Here is an 18,699-nt window from a genome sequence, read left to right on the forward strand (position 1 = left end):
GCCCTCCCGAAGCTCTTGAGGAGCAGGGGGGACCCCGTCCCGAGGAGCCCGCAGACATGTCCACCACACCCGGCACCCCAGAGGTGGCGTCCACCGCCGAAGTAGAGCTCGCCATCGGTGGCATGACCTGCGCCTCGTGCGCCGCCCGGATCGAGAAGAAGCTCAACCGCATGGACGGCGTCGAGGCGACCGTCAACTACGCCACCGAGAAGGCCAAGGTCAGCTACCGCGGCGAGGACGTCGCCGTCACCGACCTGATCGCGACCGTCGAGGCCACCGGCTACACCGCCCAGGAGCCCGCACCGCCCGCCACCGACGCGGCCCCCGCCGACGAGCAGGAAGCCGCCGACGACGGACTGCGGCCCCTGCGCGAGCGGTTGATCACGGCGGTCGTGCTCTCCCTGCCCGTCGTGGCGATGGCGATGATCCCGGCCCTGCAGTTCGAGTACTGGCAGTGGTTGTCCCTGACCCTCGCGGCGCCGGTCGTGACGTACGCGGCCTGGCCCTTCCACAAGGCCGCGTACACGAACGCGCGGCACGGCGCGGCGACGATGGACACCCTGATCTCGGTCGGCACGTCGGCGGCCTTCATCTGGTCGCTGTGGGCGCTGTTCTTCGGTACGGCCGGTACGCCCGGCATGACGCACCCCTTCGAGCTGACCATCTCCCGCACGGACGGCGCGGGGAACATCTACCTGGAGGCCGCGGCGGGCGTCACCGCCTTCATCCTGGCCGGCCGCTATTTCGAGGCCCGCTCCAAGCGCAAGGCGGGAGCCGCCCTCAAGGCGCTGCTCCAGCTGGGCGCCAAGGACGTCACGGTGCTGAGGGATGGCGGGCGCGAAGAGACCATCCCCGTAAGCGACTTGAAGACCGGCGACCGCTTCCTCGTACGCCCCGGCGAGAAGATCGCCACCGACGGCAAGGTCGTCGAGGGCGCGTCCGCGGTGGACGCCTCCATGCTCACCGGCGAGTCCGTGCCGGTCGAGGTCGCGAAGGGCGACGCGGTCACCGGTGCCACGCTGAACGTCGGCGGGCGCCTGGTCGTCGAGGCCACCCGCGTCGGCGCCGACACCCAACTCGCCCGCATGGCCAAGCTCGTCGAGGACGCGCAGAACGGCAAGGCGGCGGCCCAGCGCCTCGCGGACAAGATCTCCGCGGTCTTCGTTCCGGTCGTCATCGCCCTGGCCGTCGCCACCCTCGGCTTCTGGCTCGGCAACGGCTCCGGCCTGACGGCGGCCTTCACCGCCGCGGTCGCCGTACTGATCATCGCCTGCCCCTGCGCCCTGGGGCTCGCGACGCCGACCGCCCTCATGGTCGGCACCGGTCGCGGCGCCCAGCTCGGCATCCTGATCAAGGGCCCAGAGGTCCTGGAGAGCACCCGCAAGGTCGACACGATCGTCCTGGACAAGACCGGCACCGTCACCACCGGCAAGATGACCCTGCTCGCCACGCATGTCGCATCCGGGATGAACGAGGACGAAGTCCTGCGCCTGGCAGGGGCGTTGGAGCACTCCTCGGAGCACCCCATCGCCCAGGCCGTAGCCACGGGCGCCGCCGAGCGGGTCGGCACGCTGCCCGCCCCCGAGGACTTCGCGAACGTCGCGGGCCTGGGTGTCCAGGGCATCGTCGAGGGCCACGCGGTCCTGGTCGGCCGTGAGGCGCTGCTCAAGGAGTGGGCCATCGGGCTCCCCGTGGAGCTTGAGCGGGCGAGGGCCGAGGCCGAGGCGGCCGGGCGTACGGCCATCGCGGTGGCCTGGGACGGCGAGGCGCGGGCGGTCCTGGAGGTGGCCGACGCGGTGAAGGAGACGAGCCCGGAGGCGATCCGCCGCCTGCGTGCCCTCGGCCTCACCCCCATCCTCCTGACCGGCGACAACAAGGCGGTCGCGGCATCGGTGGCCGCCGAGGTGGGCATCGCACCCGAGGACGTGATCGCGGAGGTCATGCCGCAGGACAAGGTCGATGTCGTCAAGCGCCTCCAGGCGGAGGGCCGGAGCGTGGCGATGGTCGGCGACGGCGTGAACGACGCGGCGGCGCTCGCCCAGGCCGACCTGGGCCTGGCGATGGGCACGGGCACGGATGCCGCGATCGAGGCGGGCGACCTGACGCTCGTACGAGGAGACCTGCGCGCGGCGGCGGACGCGATCCGGCTCTCCCGCCGGACGCTCGGCACGATCAAGTCGAACCTGTTCTGGGCCTTCGCCTACAACGTGGGCGCGCTGCCGCTGGCCGCGGCCGGGCTCCTGAACCCGATGATCGCGGGTGCCGCGATGGCGTTCTCCTCGGTCTTCGTGGTCGGCAACAGCCTGCGCCTGAGGGGCTTCAAGCCGCTGAGCTGAACGGCGAGGGGCCGCGGGCCTTAACCTTCGGCAAGGTCGACGTGTACATGTCTCTACGATCACCCCGGTGCGGTTGGGTCGCGCCGGGGTGATCTGCGCGTAGGCTGGGTAATTGGACTAGACCTATATGTAGCGGCTTCGCAGCCCGCTTCGTCGCCCGCCCCGCGGCCCCGGACCCGAAGGAAGACATCCATGAGCAAGCGTGCAGTCCTGGAGGTGATCGCCCTCGACGCCGAGGACGCCGTCGCCGCCCAGGCCGGAGGCGCGGACCGCCTCGAGCTGGTCACCGACATGGCCGCGGACGGCCTGACCCCGTCCCGCGCGACCTTTGCCGAGATCCGCGCCGCCGTGGACATCTCCCTGCGCGTGATGCTGCGCCTCGCGGACGGCTTCGCCGCAGGTGACGTCGACGCCCTCGTACGCCATGCGGGCGAGCTCAGGAGCGCGGGCGCCGACGCATTCGTCCTGGGCTTCCTCGACGAGACGGGCGGCCCCGATCTCGCCGCGGTGGAGGCCGTGGTCGGCGCGCTCGACGGCTGCCGCTGGACGTTCCACCGGGCCATCGACCGGACCCCTGACCGCGACGCCCTGCGCAAGCAGCTCGCGGACCTGCCCGGCCTCGACACCTACCTCACCGCGGGCGCGGCGACGGGCGTCGACGACGGCCTCGCCACGCTGCTCGCCGAGGCGGCACGGTCCGGTGAACAGGGTTACGAGCAGCAGATCCTGGTGGGCGGCGGCCTGCGCCTCGACCACCTCCCGCGGCTCAAGGCGGCGGGCGTCGACGCGTTCCACATCGGCGGGGCGTCGCGCCCGGACGGCTGGTCGGCGCCGGTGTCCGCCGCGGCCGTCGCCCGGTGGCGGGCAGCGGTGGACGCCTGATCGTTCCGCGCGCGGGACGCGATACAACTGGGCGGACAAGGAGGGGACTTCATGCCGACACCAGAAGATCAGAAGCGTCCCGCGGAGCGGGTACTCGCGGCCGGGGCACTGCCCGTCGCCGCGACGCTGCTCACCGGGACGGTGGCGCTCTACATCACACTCGTCGCGTTCGGGAACATCACCGACTTCGACACCAACCAGCAGTTCGTACGCCATGTCCTGGCGATGGACACCACCTTCAAGGACGACGACCTGATGTGGCGCGCGGTGGGATCCACCGCGCTGCAGGACACCGCGTACGTCGGGATCATCGTCTGGGAGACCCTGGCCGCGCTGATTCTCCTCGCGGCCACAGCCCTGTGGGCCGGGGCCCTGCGCCGCCCCCAGGGGCTGCGCAGGGCCCGACGCGCGGGCACGATCGGCCTGTCGATGGTCCTCGTCCTGTTCGGGGCGGGCTTCATCGGGATCGGCGGCGAATGGTTCGCCATGTGGCAGTCGGAGGACTGGAACGGCCTGGACGCGGCCACCCGCGTCGTGACGCTCGCGGGCATCGTGCTCGTGGTCACGCACCTGCCGTCCGGCTCCAAGGAGCCTGCCTAGGCGGCGAGTTGCTCCGGCAGCTCTGCGGCATGCACGACGGTGAGCCCCGAGACGGCACGGGTCAGGGCGACGTACAGCCGCCGCAGACCGGTCCGCTCGTCGGGCTCGCCGTCGACGACGGCGGCGGGCTCGTCGAGGACCACGTAGTCGTACTCGAGTCCCTTGGCGAGGGAGGCGGGCACGAGCGTGAGCCGGGTGTCGGGGGTGGTCTCCTCGCCGGGCGAGAGGTACGTCATCCCGGCGGCGCCGAGTGCTTCGGCGAGCGCGGGGACGCGGGCGTCGGCGGCGATGAGCCCGATGGAACCCTCCTGCCGCAGCGACTCGACGCAGGCTTCCAGGGATGCGGTGTCGAGGTCCTGTACATGCCGCACCACGAGCGAACCGGCCGACTCACGAACGGACTTCACCTCGGCGAGGCCTGGCGCGATGGAGGGAAGCAGCCGGGAGGCGAACGCGATGACCTCCCTGGGCACACGGAACCCCGCGGTGAGCTCCTCCACGATGGCGTGGCCCTTCCCCAGGTGGTGCAGGGCCTGCTCCCAACTCCGGGTGGCCCAGGGGGTGGTGCCCTGGGCGAGGTCGCCGAGGACCGTGGCGGACCCGGTGGTGCAGCGCCTCCCGACGGCGCGGTACTGCATGGGGGAGAGGTCCTGCGCCTCGTCAAGAACGACATGCCCGAGTGAATGAGTCCGGGCAACGAGATCGCTCGCCTCATCGATCAACACGGCATCGGCGGCAGACCACTTGGCGGCCTTGAGGCTCCGGGCGGGCTTGGCCCAGAGGATCAGCTTCTGCTCATCGGGATCGAGAATCCCGTCGGCATGCACGGCGAGGAACTCGGGGTCGGAGAGGAGCCGCAGCACGAGCTTGGCGGGATCGACGGGCGGCCACACGGCCTTGACGGCTGCCTTCACGGCGGAATTACGGGCGACGGCGTCCTGTACGCGGTCGTCGGGGGCTTCACCGGCCTGCTCCATCCGGACGAGCACAGCGTGCGCGATGCGCTGAGGCAGGGCGGCGCGGGCAGCACCGTACCGAATGTCGCGGGCGAGCAACTCTCCGACGATCTCCTCCAGTTCGTACGCGGGAACGCGCCAGCGGCGGGACCCGCGCACCACGACGACGGGCTCCTCGGGCATGCGCACATGCGACCGCAGGGCTTTCCTCAACACTTCGGCCATGCGGGCATCGCCCTTGACGACGGCAGCGGCGGCGTCGTCCGTGCCCCGCACCTCCACATGGGCGACGAGGTCGCCGACGGTGGCCTGCTTGACCTCCAACTCGCCGAGGGCGGGCAGGACTTGCTCGATGTAGTGGAGGAAGGACTTGTTGGGCCCGATGACAAGCGTCCCGGTCCGGGCGAGGCGCTCGCGGTGGGCGTAGAGGAGATAGGCGACGCGGTGCAGACCGACGGCGGTCTTCCCGGTGCCCGGCCCGCCCTGCACGCAGACGGACCCCCCGAGATCACTCCTGACGATCTCGTCCTGCTCGGGCTGGATGGTGGCGACGATGTCGCGCATGGGGCCGACGCGGGGCCGCTCGATCTCCTGCTGGAGCAGCTTGCTGGTCCGCTCGACCTCGTCGGCGTCGCTGAGGTGCTCGTCCTCGTACGCGGTGAGGTCGCCGCCGGTGTATCCGAACCGCCGCCGCAGGGCGATGTCCATCGGCGTCTTCTTGGAGGCGCGGTAGAAGGGCTGCGAGACGGGAGCGCGCCAGTCGATGACCATGGGGTCGCCGTCGGCGTCGTGGACGTGCCGCCGCCCGATGTAGAACCGCTCGCCCTCGGCGCCTTCCGCCTGGTCGGCGCCGGGGGCGTGGAGGTAGTCGAGGCGCCCGAAGAAGAGGGGTGTGTGCGAGAGATCGGCGAGGGACTTGATGCGGTCGTCGATCTGGCTCTGGAGGACGGCGGCGTTGACCCAGTTCGCGGTGACGTCGCGGATGTCGAGCGCTTCGGCGTCCTCGCGCATGGCTCGGAGGGCCGAGCGGGATGCGGCGAGGTGGGTGCGTTCGCGGGAGAGGGGGTCTTGGTGGGCCTGCACGGGGTGCCTCCGGCGGGGGTGCGGGATCTGGGGCTGGCCGGTTGCCGACCGGTCAGCGGCCGCGTTCCACGCGGGCAGACGGAGCAGTTTATGCACTGCTGCGTGGCGCGGCCACTGATTTCCTCCCGGGGGCGGGCCTTTCCCACCCGCCCGGCACCCCGTATCCGCCCCTTGCCGAACAGGCCTCTCCCGCCCGCCCGATTGACCGGCGGTGTCAGGGGGTGGGTGGAGGATCTACCGCGGGGGCCGGAGCGGCGGCCCCCAGAGCTCACCCCGGAGATCCACTAGGGTCGCCGCGTGAAGGAACTCAGCGTCAGCACTTCGTCACCCCGCGTCAAACTCGCCCTCGCGCTGCTGCTGTTCTCCCTCGCCGCCCTGGCCACCCTCTGCGTAGCCCAACGCATCCCCATGGCCGACACCCTCGTCTACCGGGCCGAAGGCGCCGCCGTCGTCAACGGCAGCGATCTCTACGGGTTCACCGTCACCGAGTGGGAGCTCCCGGCCACGTACCCACCCTTCGCCGCCATCCTCTTCGTACCCACCACCTGGCTCCCCCTCCCCGCCCTCAAGCTCGCCTTCGTCGCCGGCAACGTCGCCCTCCTCGGGCTTCTCGTCCATCTCTCCTGCCGTCTCGCCGGCACTCCCACCCGCCCTGCGGCCCTCCTTGCCGGCACAGCGGCAGCGCTCTGGCTGGAGCCCGTCTTTCAGACCCTCCTCTTCGGGCAGATCAATCTCGCCCTCGCCTGCCTCATCCTCTGGGACCTCACCAGACCCCCCGGCGCCGTCGGCAAGGGCTTCGCGATCGGTATCGCCGCCGGGATCAAGCTCACCCCCGCGGTCTTCATCGCGTACCTCTTCCTCACCAGGCGCGTACGCGAAGGGCTCACCGCCACCGCCGCCCTCACCGGCACCCTCGCGCTCGGCGCGCTGACCCTCCCCGCCGCCAGCGTCGACTTCTGGACGCAACGGATCTTCGAGACGGGCCGCGTCGGCAAGGCGTGGATCGTCGACAACCAGTCGCTCCAGGGGCTCGTCGCCCGCCTGGCCCACGACCCGCACCCGGGGCCCCTCTGGGCCGTCCCCGCAGCCCTCGTCGCCGCCGCCGGCCTATGGCTGGCGAGCCGCCGCACCACCAGCGAACCCCGTGGCGTCCTCCTCACCGCCGCCACCGCGCTCCTGGTCTCGCCCATCAGCTGGTCCCACCACTGGATCTGGTGCGTCCCGCTCCTGGCCCTGCTCATGGCGGAGGGCCGCCCCCGCCTGACCGTGGCGGTGGCGACCCTCTTCACGGCCCGCACCCTGTGGCTGATCCCGCACCAGGGCGACCTGGACCTTCGACTACCTCACTGGCAACAGCCGCTGGCCGCGCCCTACCCCCTGCTGGCCCTGGCGCTGGCCCTGGCCGCCGCCCTCAGCTGTCCGTCAGCAACTCGTCCGCATCCACGATCCGATACGCGTACCCCTGCTCCGCGAGGAACCGCTGCCGGTGCGCCGCGAAGTCCTGGTCGATGGTGTCCCGGGCCACGACGGAGTAGAAGCGGGCCTCATGGCCGTCGGCCTTCGGACGCAGCACACGACCGAGCCGCTGAGCCTCCTCCTGCCGGGAGCCGAACGTCCCCGACACCTGGATCGCGACCGTAGCCTCGGGCAGGTCGATCGAGAAGTTCGCGACCTTCGAGACGACGAGAACGGAGATCTCACCCTCCCGGAACGCCCCGAACAGCTTCTCGCGCTGCGCGTTCGTCGTCTCGCCCTTGATGACCGGCGCGTCCAAGTGCTCGCCCAGCTCGTCCAGTTGGTCGATGTACTGGCCGATGACGAGAGTCTGCTCGCCCGCGTGCTTGCGCACCAGCGCCTCCGTCACCTTCCGCTTCGTGGCGGTGGTGGCGCAGAAGCGGTACTTCTCCTCGGCCTCGGCCGTCGCGTACGCGAGGCGCTCCGAGTCCGTCAGATTGACCCGCACCTCGACACAGTCCGCGGGCGCGATGTACCCCTGCGCCTCGATCTCCTTCCACGGAGCGTCGAACCGCTTGGGCCCGATCAGCGAGAAGACGTCCGACTCGCGGCCGTCCTCACGGACCAGCGTGGCCGTCAGGCCCAGGCGCCGCCGCGCCTGGAGGTCGGCGGTGAACTTGAAGACGGGTGCGGGCAGCAGGTGCACCTCGTCGTAGATCACCAGACCCCAGTCACGGGAGTCGAACAGCTCGAGGTGCGGGTACACACCCTTCCGCTTCGTCGTCAGGACTTGGTACGTCGCGATCGTGACCGGACGGATCTCCTTGCGGGTCCCGCTGTACTCACCGATCTCCTCCTCGGTCAACGAGGTCCGCTTGATCAGCTCGCTCTTCCACTGCCGCGCGGAGACCGTGTTGGTCACCAGGATCAGCGTCGTCGCCTTGGCCTCGGCCATGGCGCCGGCCCCGACCAGCGTCTTGCCCGCACCACAGGGCAGCACGACCACACCGCTGCCGCCGTGCCAGAACCCCTCGACCGCCTGCTTCTGATACGGCCGCAGCGCCCACCCGTCCTCCGCGAGCTCGATCCGGTGCGCCTCGCCGTCGACGTACCCGGCGAGGTCCTCGGCGGGCCAGCCCAGCTTGAGGAGGGTCTGCTTGATCTGCCCGCGCTCGGAGGGATGGACGGCGACGGTGTCCGCGTCCACCCGCTCCCCGACGAGCGGCTGCACCTTCTTCGAACGGAGGATCTCTTCCAGGACCGGCCGGTCGGTGGTCGTCAGGATCAGGCCGTGCGTGGGGTGCTTCGAGAGGGTGAGCCGTCCGTAGCGCGCCATCGTCTCGGCGATGTCCACGAGGAGCGCGTGCGGCACGGGGTAGCGCGAGAACTCCACAAGCGCGTCCACGACCTGCTCGGCGTCATGCCCCGCGGCACGGGCGTTCCACAGGCCGAGCGGCGTCACGCGGTAGGTGTGGATGTGCTCGGGAGCACGCTCCAGCTCCGCGAAGGGCGCGATGACGCGGCGGCAGGCCTCGGCCTGCTCGTGGTCGACCTCGAGCAGGAGAGTCTTGTCAGACTGGACGATGAGGGGACCGTTCACGCGACGCCCTTTCAATAGGCCAAACGTCCAGTGTGCCGCATCGGGCCGGGTGAGAGGGGTGACGTCGGATACAGGGGCTTCGGGCGCCAGGCGGCTACCGGCACTCAGGTGCCGGACGTCTACCGGCACTCAGGTGCCGGCCGGCCCCGATGAGGACTCGGTTTCGCTCCGGCAGGGGTGTTTCCCAGGCTGTCGCCACGTGACACGGCGTGGCTGCGGGACTTTCCTGCAGTTCAGCCCGTCGGGAGGAGCCCTCTCACTCCGCCAGTTCCGCTACCCCCGTCACCCGGTGCAGGGGGTACGTCTTCACCTCGTCCGCCGTGTGGTCGTACGCCGTGACGAAACCGCCCTCCACCCGGATCGGGGCGATCACGCGCTGGCTCGCGGAGCCCTCCGCGTTGACGTAGCCGATCCACAGCGCCTCGCCGGTCAGGACCGCGGCCTGCATCGTGGCCAGGGTCTCCGAAGCCGTCGTGCGCGGCAGCGCGTCGCCCGCGTCCGGGGTCGCCTTGCGGGGCGCGGTCGAGGCCAGGTCGCCTGCGCGGATGGCGCGTACGGCCGCGCCGATCAGGGTGCTGTCGGCCAGCGGCGGGCCGTCGTGCACCGGCTCGGGCGCGGTGCGGGGCGGCGAGCGGTGGGCGTGCGCCCGCGTGATCAGTACGTCGCCCTCGGCGCTCTCCGCGGCGGGCGCGAAGCCCATCTGGCGCAGGCCTTCGAGGAGCGCCCCGGGGTCCGCCTGCGCGGCGAGCACGGTCGGCGCGAGGCGGCGCAGGCGCAGGCCCTGGGAGCGCTTGTCGGCGAGGATCTCGTTCAGGAGGGCCTCGTCGTCGCAGCGCACGTACGCGGATGCGGCGCCGATCCGCAGGTGGCCGTGTTTACGGGCGACGTCGTCGATGAGGTACGCCAGCGGCTGCGGCACCGGCGTACGGGAGTGCGCGGCCAGGAAGGCGTGCAGGTCGGAGGCGGACTTCCCGGCGTCGAGCGCGCGGCGTACGGAGCCGGGCGTGAACCGGTACACCGTCGCACCGCCCTTCGACTCGACGTCGGCGAGCACGGAGAGGGTCTCGGCCAGCGGACGATCCAGCGGGCCGGGGGCCACGGCCGTGAGGTCGGCCTGCAGCAGGACGTGGTCGAGCGGCTCGGGGAGCAGGGGTGCGAGGAGTCTGGCGGCTCGTGCGCCGGATGCGGCGAGTTCGGCGGGGGTGGGGTGGGCGGCGCCCGCTGCTGATCCCGCGGGGCCGCTCGCCGCCTCCTCGCTCTCGGAGCCGAGCAGGGCCCGTCCGTGCGCGGACAGGGCGCCGCGCCCGGTGACGCCGAGCAACTCGGCCTCGTTCAGGGTCCATTGGGCGATCCGGGCCCGCAGTTCCATGGGTGCGTTGCTGCCGGACGGAGCGCCGGACGAGACACCGCCCGCGGAGGCGCCGCCCCCTGCCGAGCCCCGCGGCGGTCGCTCCCACCGCAGGCGCGCCAGCATCGACTCCGGGGTCGGGCTCGCGCCGTCCGGCAGGGTGGTGAGGAGCGTGAGCACCCGGCGGCGGATCTCCGGCGCCGATGAGCGGTCCAGGTGCGGGCCGAGCGCCGACAGCGTGCGGTCCTTGCCGTCACGGCCGCCGATCAGGCCCGCCGTGCGGGTCGCCGTCAGCCAGGCCGTGGCGAGGACCGACCAGCGCTCGGCGGCGGGCAGTTCCTGCCAGTCGTCGTACGCGGGCGTCGCCGCGTACCGCTCGTCCGCCTCGCCGTCCGCGGCCACGAGGCCTGCCGCGTAGGCCAGTTCGACCCAGAAGGCCGCGACCGGCTCCGGGACGTCCAGGGCCACCGCGGTCCGTTTCAGGTCGCGCACGCTGAGGCCGCCCGCGCGCAGCACGGTGGGGCCGCCCTCGTCCCAGTCCTTCATGAGCTCCTCGACGGTGTCGAGCGCCATGTACGCCTGGCTCGCCGCCGCCGCGTCCACAGCCTGTGGACGGTGTTCGCGCAGCGGCTCGATGGCTGGAGGTGCGGGCTCCAGCACGCGGTGGGCGCGGCCCGCGCGGAGGTGGAGGGCGGCCTCGCGGGGGAGTACGACGGTGCCCGGTGACGTGGGGAGCAGGAGCCCCCGGTCGAGGAGCCAGCGCAGGTGGCGTGCCGGATCGGCGGTCACCTGGCCGTAGGGCGGCCCCCAGACGAGCCGCGAGAGCACCTCGACGGACTCGGCGGGGGCTTCGTCGAGGAGGGCGGACATGCGGGTGCGGTCCGTGAAGAGCTCGGTGAGCGAGCGGACGGCGGAAACGGCATCGTGCGTCGAGGGCAGCCCGGCCGCCGCCACGATGTCCTGCATCCGGTTGGGCGACATGCCCGCGGTGGCCTCGGCGACGGTGGGGCCGAGGCCGGTGGGTGAGGGGTACTGGGGGGCGGGGGCGAGGAGTTCGCGTGCGGTGCGGACCAGGCGGAGGCGGTTGTCGGGGCCCCAGATGAGGGCTTGGGAGCGGAGGGTGGCGAGAGCGTGGGTCAGCGCCGTCTCGACGGCGCCGCTCCCTGTGCCTTCTGCGCTCGCTGCGCCTTCTGTGCCTGCTGTGCCTCCCTCGTCCCCGGCGACGAGGGAGTGCAGTTCTTCGTACGTGGACGGTTCGGGGGCCACGGCGAGCGCCTCGGCGACCTGCTGGGCGAACCGGTCGAGCCGCTCCAGGGCGCGGACGACGGAGGCGCGGGTGGCGGCGCGGGTGGCGAGCTGGGTGAGGTCGTTCGGGACCGGCGTGAGGAGGTCGGGGCGGGCACGGAGCAGCGCGCCGAGGGACGCGTCGTCACGGGACCGGAGTGCCTCGGCGAGGGACCGGGGCGTGTCCGCTGGGCGCTGGGGCTGCTCGTCGGTGCTCATCAGGGCCACGGTAGCGGGTTGGGGCGCGAGGCTGGGCGTTCCTGCCGTCTGCGGGTGCGGGGCCGCGCCGCGGCGGCCACGGGGTTGCTTCGACTCCGGAGCCCCGGAGCCTCCGCGAGCCGTGCTCCGGGCGGACATACCGGCACGTCCCCTCGCGTGCGCTCCCGTCTGCGTCTGCGGGTCCATGAGGGCGCCAGTACACGAAGCGCGCACCCCTGCTCGTCTGTTCTCCTGCCCATCCCTTGTCACCGCGGGGCAATCGGGTGGGTGGGTGGGAAAGCTTGTTCGGCAGGACACTGTGGGGGGATCGAGGTACAGGCGTGGGGCGCCCCCGCCAGGAGAAGGTACCGTCGACCCACCGGGTACAACGGGCGGGTCGTCAAGGGGGCCGCCCCGGAGGGGACTTCGTGGGGATCGAGAGCGATCAGCTCGTCTTCGACTATCTGAGCCGCGTCGGCGACCTGGCTCAGCAGCGCCAACTGCCCTCAGGCACCCGCATGCGCCTCGTCTCCGAGCTGCGGAACCAGATCGACCGGAGCAGGGCGAAGTCCGCGGCCGACAACCCGGCCGCGATACGCCGCATCCTGGATCGCCTCGGCACCCCCGAGGAGCTCGTCGAAGCCGCCGCCTCCGGCGACGCACCGGAGACAACAGCCACACCCCGCCCCGCCGTTCCCACCCAGCGCACCTCCGAGCCGAAGGAACGGCCCAAGCGGCTGCGCCGCGTCGTTCCGCGGCCCCGGCCCCCGGCGGAGGAACCAGAGCCGCCCCAGGACGACCGGCCCTCCCCGCCGCACCTCGCCGGCACGGACGAGCTCGGCCCCAGCGGCTCAGAGCCCGACTGGTGGCGCGTGGACAGCAGCCCCTTCGGCCTCGCCGACACCGTGCCGGGCTTCACCGGCGGCGTAGAGATCCCCGAAATCCTCAAGCCCCCGCCCAAGAAGCGCCCGGTGGACGAAGAGGAAGAGGAGGAGGGAGAGGAGGACGAAGAGGAGGGCGACGAGGGCGACTTTGGTGGGCTTGAAGACGAGGAGGCCACCTCCCCGCGCCGCCGCCGCTTCCTGCGGCCCGCAGCCACCGCCCCCCGCTTCACCAACCCTCTCCTCCTGCTCGCCGCCGCCCTCCTCACCGTCGGCGCCATCCTCGGCAACTGGCTTGCCCTGGGCGGCGGCTGGCTTCTCGCGTACGCCTCGCGCAGGCTCAGCCGTGCCGAGGCGAAGTGGGCCGTCATCGGGCTGCCGGGGCTTTCCGTGGCGGGCGGGGTCACCTGGCTGTGGGGGCGCAGCGAAGGCCGCTGGGGCGATCACATCGTCGACGGCCACATGAGCGACGCGATGGCCGAGACCTGGCCGTGGGTGGTGCGCGGCGCAGCCGTCGCCTCCGCGCTCTACCTCCTGTGGAGATCGCAGCGGCAACGGCTTTGAACGGCCCGCGAACCGCTACTTCGCCGTCAGCGACCTCTGCATCTCGTCCAGGATCTTGTTCGCCGCCGTGTAGCCGATTCCCTGGATCCACAGCTCGTCGTCGACGGTGTGAACGTTGCCCTTCTTCACCGCGTCCATGTTCTTCCACAGGCTGCTGCCGACGGTCTGCGACTGCTTGGCCTTCTTCGGATCGCCGTACGTGGACCGGAAGATCACGTCCGCGTCCGCGAGGTCGATCTTCTCGGGCGACACGTCGTACGAGAAGCCGTCCTTGGCCTTGGCTGCGATGGCGGGGCGGCCCAGACCCACGTCCTTGAGGAGCGTGGCGATGTACGTCTGCTCGCCGTAGATGCGAATGTCCGCACCCTCCACGAAGCGGACGATGTTGACCTCCGTCGCCTTGGCCTTCTCCGGGCCGCCGATGGCAGTCGTGACCTTCTCGGCGTGGGCGTCGTAGTCGGAGACGATCTTCTTCGCCTCGGGCTTCTTGCCGAGGGCGTCCGCGTGCACCTGGAAGTTCTCCTTCCAGGGATGTCCCGTGTTCTCCGTCATCACCGTCGGCGCGATCTTCTTGAGCTGGTCGTACTTCGCGCCGTGCCGGATCTTGCTGGTGAGGATGACGTCCGGGTCGAGGGCCGCGATGGCCTCCATGTTCGGGTTCAGCATCTCGCCGACGTCCTTGATGCCGCTGACCTCGGCCTTGGGCAGGTAGCTCGGGAAGCCCGACGACGCGTCGACGTGCGTGGAACCGACCGGCTTCACGCCCAGCGTGATCGCGGAGTCCAGCTCGGCCGTGTCGAGGACGACGACCCGCTCGGGAGAGACGGGGACCTGCACGTCGCCCATGGCGGTCTTGACCACGTGCGTCTTGCCCGAGGCGGCGGAGTCGTCGTCGGAGTCCGACGAGCCGCAGGCGGAGAGCGCGAGCGCGCCGCTGAGGGCGAGGGCCCCGGCGGTGAGGACGCGGCGGCGGTTCGCGGGGGAGATGGACTTGGCGGTCATGGCTTCTGGGCCACCTTTCGGTCGGACGAGGATCGCGGGTGCGGCTTGGGGGCCCACGGAGCCCCGGGGACCACGAGGGGTGATCCGGTCACCGGATCCGGCACCACCACGCACTCCAGGCCGAAGACCTCTCGAACGAGTTCTTCGGTGACGACATCGGCCGGCGCCCCCTCGGCGACGATCCGGCCCGTCTTCATGGCGACGAGGTGGTCCGCGTACCGGGCGGCCTGGTTGAGGTCGTGCAGCACCACGACCACGGTCCGGCCGCGCTCACCGTCCCGGGTGTCGGCGGCCAACTGCCGTACCAGGTCGAGGACTTCCACCTGGTGCGAGATGTCGAGATACGTAGTCGGCTCGTCCAGGAGCAGGATGTCCGTCTCCTGGGCGATGGCCATCGCGATCCACACCCGCTGGCGCTGACCGCCCGACAGCTCGTCCACGGACCGCTCGGCGAGCGCGGCGACGTCGGTACGTTCCATCGCCTCCGTCACGGCACGCTCGTCCTCGTCGGACCACTGCTGCCACCAGTGCTGATGCGGCTGGCGTCCGCGCGCGACGAGGTCGGCGACGGTGATCGCCTCGGGGGCGACCGGTGTCTGCGGCAGCAGTCCGATCTGCTGGGCGATCTTCTTGGTCGGCAGCTTGGCGAGCGCCTCGCCGTCGAGCAGGACCGAGCCGCTCCTGGGCTTGAGGAGGCGGCCGAGCGCGCGCAGCGTGGTCGACTTCCCGCAGGCGTTGGGGCCGACGATGACCGTGACCTCGCCGTCGGGGACCGCGAGTTCGAGCTCGTGCACGACTTCGCGGTCCTCGTAGGCGAGGGTCAGCTCGCGGGCGCTGAGGCGGGCGGCGGTCACGAGGTGCCTCCATTGCGGACGGAACGGCTGCGGATGATCAGCCAGATCAGGTACGGGGCCCCGACGGCCGCCGTGAGGACTCCGACCGGCAGCTCGGTCGGCGAGAAGAGCCGCCTGGCGAGGAGGTCCGCGAGGACCACGATCACCGCGCCGAGCAGCGCCGAGCAGAGCAGCGGGATCTGCGCGGTGCGGGTGAGGCGGCGGGCGATCTGCGGGGCGAGCAGCGCCACGAAGTCGACGGGCCCCGCGGCGCCGGTCGCCAAGGACGCGAGGACGACGCCGAGCAGGACGAGACCGAGGCGTACGTGCCCCAGGCGCACCCCGAGCGCGGTCGCCGTGTCGTCGTCCATGGTCACCGAGCGCTGGGCGCGGGCGGCCCAGAACACGAACGGCAGCAGGACGAGCAGCGTCCAGGCCAGCGGCGTGGCCTCGGCCCAGCCGCGGCCGTTGAGCGAGCCCGTCATCCAGATCTGGGCCTGCTGGGCGACGAGATAGTCGCCCTTGGTCATGAAGAGCGTGGTGATGGAGCGCAGGGCGATCGCGAAGCCGATGCCGATGAGCACGAAGCGGGTGGCGTGCAGGCCGCCGCGCCAGGCGAAGACGTACACGAGAGCGGCGGCGGCGATGCCGCCGAGCACGGAGAGGTAGGGCAGGACGGTCGCCGATGTGACCCCGAGGGTCATCGCTCCCACCGTCAGCGCGCTCGCGCCCTGGCTGATGCCGATGATGTCGGGACTGGCCAGGGGGTTGCGGGCGACGGTCTGGATGAGCCCGCCCGCGACGCCGAAGGCGGCGCCGACGAGGAGGCCGACGACCATGCGGGGTTCGCGCAGCGTTCCCACGACCAGTTCGTCCGGGGACGGCTGCCCGAAGACGACCTTCAGGGCCTGGGTGGGGTGCACGAAGGACTCGCCCACGCAGAGGTACGCGAGACAGCTCGCCGCCAGGAGCAGGGTGAGGAGGACTGCGGCCAGGGCTGCACGCCGGTGGAGCAGGAAGGCGGCATTCCCGAACCGCACCACTGCGTACCCGGCGGGTCGGATGCGGGTAATCGGGTGGGTGGGCGGGAGAGATCCGCCGCGCAGCGGCGGTTCAGAAGCAACGGACATCACGCAGCAACCGCCTTCCGGCGCACCAGAGTCACAAGGAACGGCACCCCGATCAGCGCGGTCATCACCCCGGCAGGCACCTCACTCGGCGGGAAGATCACGCGTCCCACCGTGTCGGAGACGAGGAGCATCACCGGGCCCAGGACCGCGGCCATCGGCAGCACCCAGCGGTGCCCGCTGCCCACGATCGCGCGAGCGATGTGCGGGACAGCGAGGCCGATGAAGGCGATGGGCCCGGCAGCCGCCACGCCCGCGCCGGTGAGCACGGTCGCCCCCAGCCCTCCGACGATCCGCACGGTCGCGACCCTCTGCCCGAGCCCCTTGGCCACGTCCTCGCCGAGGGCGAGCGCGTCGAGCCCGCGCGCCACGGACAGTACGAGCACGAGCCCGACGAGCAGGAACGGCCAGATCTGGCCGACGATCTCCGAGTCGCGTCCGGAGAGCGAGCCCACCTGCCAGAAGCGGAACTCGTCCAGGGCCGAGGCCTTGGTGGTGAGGATCCCGGTGGTCACGGAGACCAGCAGCGCGTTGATCGCGGCGCCGCCGAGCGCGAGCTTCACGGGGGTGGCACCGCCCCGTCCGCTCGCCGCGATCGCGTACACCGCGACGGACGCGAGGCCCGCGCCGACGAAGGCGTACCAGACGTATCCGGTCAGCGAGTGCACGCCCGCGAAGGCGATCGCCATGACCACGCCCACCGACGCGCCCTGGCTGACGCCGAGGATGCCGGGGTCGGCGATGGGGTTGCGGGTGATGCCCTGCAGGACCGTGCCGGCCAGCGCGAGCGCGGCGCCGACCATCAGGCCGATGAGCGTGCGCGGCACCCGCATCTCGCGGATGACCTCGGCGGCGTTGCTGTGCCCGCCGTGCAGCAGGGCGTCGATGACGGCGGACGGCGCGATCGCACGGGCGCCGACGGAGAGGCTGAGCAGGACCGCGAGCAACAGGGCCAGGACGGCCGCCGTCATCGCGACAGCGCGTCTGGCTGGCACACGCATCGGCTGAGCTCGTTTCGGAGGAGTCGGCAAGACAGAAGTACGTCAGAGGTAAGGCTTGGCTAAGTCTACGGGTGTGATCCGGCCATCGTTCCTGGGCGTCGGCCTCTGCACAATGGCCCCATGACCTCACGCGCTCTGACGGTCGGCTTCGACCTCGACATGACCCTGATCGACTCCCGGCCCGGCATCAAGCAGGCCTTTCTGGCCCTGTCCGCCGAGACCGGCACGTACATAGACGCCGACCTCGCGATCTCCCGCCTCGGCCCGCCGCTGGAGCAGGAGCTGCGCCACTGGTTCCCCGAAGAGCGGATCCAGGAGATGGGTGACCGCTACCGTGAGATCTATCCCACATACGCCATCGCCCCCTCCCTCGCGATGCCCGGCGCCCCCGAGGCGGTCGCCGCCGTGCGCTCCCACGGCGGCCGGGCGATCGTGGTGACCGCCAAGCACGAGCCGAACGCGAAGCTCCACCTGGCGCACCTCGGCATCGAGGCGGACGCGGTGATCGGCTGGCTGTGGGCCGAGGCGAAGGCCGAGGCGCTGATCGAACACGACGCGGCGGTGTACGTCGGTGACCACACCGGTGATGTACGCGGCGCGCGTACGGCGGACGCGCTCTCCGTGGCGGTGGCGACCGGGCCGTGCGACGCAGCGGAACTGCGCGCGGCGGGCGCGGATGTCGTGCTCACCGACCTGACGGAGTTCCCCGCCTGGCTCGACGCCCACGTCGCGGGCGCCGCCGCTAAGTAGCCGCGGATTTGGCCTCCCGGCGCTGCACGGCGATACCGCGCAGCACTCCCGCCACGGCGATGAGGAACCCGACGCCCATCAGCATGCACACCGCGTAGGCGATGGACGGGAAGGGGTCGGTGCCGAGGAACAGTGGGGCCACCGTGACCAGAGTGGCCACGGCTCCGACGAAGAAGACGATTGCTCCGGTCCGGACCAGGCCATCGCCCGGTCCGGCGGAATTCGCTTGGGTTTTGTCACGCACCCGACCAGGGTAGTTCCCAGCGCGAAGGAAGAATCCGGGGACGTCTTGTCACCGGCCCCCGGACCAATAGTCTTGGTTCCGGCGGGTCGGGCGACCCGCTGTAGTGCTATCCAGAGCCGTTTTCCGCGGCATAGACGCGTACGACGACGAGTACGAGGACGAGGACTTCAGGTGCCTACCGGCAAGGTCAAGTGGTTCAACAGCGAGAAGGGCTTCGGCTTCCTCTCCCGCGATGACGGCGGCGACGTCTTCGTGCACTCCTCCGTACTGCCCGCAGGTGTCGACACACTCAAGCCCGGCCAGCGCGTCGAGTTCGGCGTCGTCGCGGGCCAGCGCGGTGACCAGGCCCTTTCGGTGACGATCCTCGACCCGACGCCGTCCGTCGCGGCGGCCCAGCGGCGCAAGCCCGATGAACTGGCGTCCATCGTCCAGGACTTGACGACGCTCCTGGAGAACATCACGCCGATGCTGGAGAAGGGCCGCTACCCCGACCGGGCGTCGGGCGCCAAGATCGCGGGCCTGCTGCGGGCCGTCGCCGACCAACTGGACGTGTAG

General features: G+C 71.5%; 14 protein-coding genes and 1 pseudogene. 7 read left to right on the plus strand and 8 right to left on the minus strand.

What is annotated here, in order from left to right; translation table 11 throughout:
- Nucleotides 1-56: 56 nt before the first annotated feature.
- The 3 genes from AC5P1C_RS31705 to AC5P1C_RS31715 all read left to right on the plus strand — a co-directional run bounded on the left by AC5P1C_RS31705 (nucleotide 57) and on the right by AC5P1C_RS31715 (nucleotide 3,818).
- Nucleotides 57-2,336, plus strand: a complete 2,280-nt coding sequence (locus AC5P1C_RS31705) for a heavy metal translocating P-type ATPase (RefSeq protein ID WP_493869391.1) — start codon at nucleotides 57-59, stop codon at nucleotides 2,334-2,336.
- A gap of 192 nt (nucleotides 2,337-2,528) precedes the next feature.
- Complete coding sequence (locus tag AC5P1C_RS31710; protein WP_493869392.1) at nucleotides 2,529-3,218, plus strand: copper homeostasis protein CutC; 690 nt, start codon at nucleotides 2,529-2,531, stop codon at nucleotides 3,216-3,218.
- A 51-nt stretch (nucleotides 3,219-3,269) separates the two neighbouring features.
- Nucleotides 3,270-3,818: a DUF2165 domain-containing protein gene (locus AC5P1C_RS31715; RefSeq protein ID WP_493869393.1), complete on the plus strand. Its 549-nt coding sequence runs from the start codon at nucleotides 3,270-3,272 to the stop codon at nucleotides 3,816-3,818.
- On the opposite strand, the gene AC5P1C_RS31720 is transcribed toward AC5P1C_RS31715, so the two are convergent.
- Nucleotides 3,815-5,857 carry a HelD family protein gene (locus tag AC5P1C_RS31720; protein WP_493869394.1) on the minus strand — a complete coding sequence of 681 codons (2,043 nt, stop codon included), beginning with the start codon at nucleotides 5,855-5,857 and terminating at the stop codon, nucleotides 3,815-3,817. The genes AC5P1C_RS31715 and AC5P1C_RS31720 overlap by 4 nt on opposite strands.
- A 351-nt stretch (nucleotides 5,858-6,208) precedes the next feature.
- On the opposite strand from AC5P1C_RS31720, the pseudogene AC5P1C_RS31725 reads away from it, so the two are divergent.
- A pseudogene (locus tag AC5P1C_RS31725) lies at nucleotides 6,209-7,363 on the plus strand (glycosyltransferase 87 family protein); the annotation flags it as partial.
- On the opposite strand, the gene AC5P1C_RS31730 reads toward AC5P1C_RS31725, so the two are convergent.
- Nucleotides 7,269-8,912 (minus strand): DNA repair helicase XPB, encoded by a 1,644-nt coding sequence (locus AC5P1C_RS31730; RefSeq protein WP_493869395.1) that lies wholly within the window; start codon nucleotides 8,910-8,912, stop codon nucleotides 7,269-7,271. The pseudogene AC5P1C_RS31725 and the gene AC5P1C_RS31730 sit on opposite strands and share 95 nt — an antisense overlap.
- Before the next feature lie 256 nt (nucleotides 8,913-9,168).
- Nucleotides 9,169-11,763 (minus strand): helicase-associated domain-containing protein, encoded by a 2,595-nt coding sequence (locus AC5P1C_RS31735; RefSeq protein WP_493869396.1) that lies wholly within the window; start codon nucleotides 11,761-11,763, stop codon nucleotides 9,169-9,171.
- Nucleotides 11,764-12,170: 407 nt separating this feature from the next.
- On the opposite strand from AC5P1C_RS31735, the gene AC5P1C_RS31740 reads away from it, so the two are divergent.
- Nucleotides 12,171-13,187: a hypothetical protein gene (locus tag AC5P1C_RS31740; protein WP_493869397.1), complete on the plus strand. Its 1,017-nt coding sequence runs from the start codon at nucleotides 12,171-12,173 to the stop codon at nucleotides 13,185-13,187.
- 15 nt (nucleotides 13,188-13,202) lie between these two features.
- On the opposite strand, the gene AC5P1C_RS31745 is transcribed toward AC5P1C_RS31740, so the two are convergent.
- Genes AC5P1C_RS31745 through AC5P1C_RS31760 form a run of 4 tightly spaced genes read right to left on the minus strand, consistent with a single transcriptional unit; the run spans nucleotide 13,203 to nucleotide 17,120 of the window.
- Entirely contained in the window at nucleotides 13,203-14,189 is a 987-nt protein-coding gene (locus AC5P1C_RS31745; RefSeq protein ID WP_493869398.1) for an ABC transporter substrate-binding protein, read from the minus strand.
- The gene (locus AC5P1C_RS31750; RefSeq protein ID WP_493869399.1) at nucleotides 14,186-15,043 is read right to left on the minus strand and encodes an ABC transporter ATP-binding protein; all 858 of its coding nucleotides are present in this window, start codon (nucleotides 15,041-15,043) and stop codon (nucleotides 14,186-14,188) included. Before AC5P1C_RS31750 ends, AC5P1C_RS31745 begins: the two co-directional genes overlap by 4 nt.
- Complete coding sequence (locus AC5P1C_RS31755) at nucleotides 15,040-16,152, minus strand: FecCD family ABC transporter permease (RefSeq protein ID WP_493869400.1); 1,113 nt, start codon at nucleotides 16,150-16,152, stop codon at nucleotides 15,040-15,042. The genes AC5P1C_RS31750 and AC5P1C_RS31755 overlap by 4 nt, the downstream gene beginning before the upstream one ends.
- Nucleotides 16,152-17,120, minus strand: a complete 969-nt coding sequence (locus AC5P1C_RS31760; protein ID WP_493869401.1) for a FecCD family ABC transporter permease — start codon at nucleotides 17,118-17,120, stop codon at nucleotides 16,152-16,154. The genes AC5P1C_RS31755 and AC5P1C_RS31760 overlap by 1 nt, the downstream gene beginning before the upstream one ends.
- Before the next feature lie 150 nt (nucleotides 17,121-17,270).
- On the opposite strand from AC5P1C_RS31760, the gene AC5P1C_RS31765 reads away from it, so the two are divergent.
- Nucleotides 17,271-17,900 carry an HAD family hydrolase gene (locus AC5P1C_RS31765; RefSeq protein WP_493869402.1) on the plus strand — a complete coding sequence of 210 codons (630 nt, stop codon included), beginning with the start codon at nucleotides 17,271-17,273 and terminating at the stop codon, nucleotides 17,898-17,900.
- Here the strand turns inward: AC5P1C_RS31765 and AC5P1C_RS31770 are convergent.
- Nucleotides 17,893-18,144 (minus strand): hypothetical protein, encoded by a 252-nt coding sequence (locus AC5P1C_RS31770; protein WP_493869403.1) that lies wholly within the window; start codon nucleotides 18,142-18,144, stop codon nucleotides 17,893-17,895. The genes AC5P1C_RS31765 and AC5P1C_RS31770 overlap by 8 nt on opposite strands.
- Nucleotides 18,145-18,315: 171 nt before the next feature.
- On the opposite strand from AC5P1C_RS31770, the gene AC5P1C_RS31775 reads away from it, so the two are divergent.
- Entirely contained in the window at nucleotides 18,316-18,699 is a 384-nt protein-coding gene (locus AC5P1C_RS31775) for a cold-shock protein (protein WP_493869404.1), read from the plus strand.

The organism is Streptomyces sp. A18, from assembly GCF_059026065.1.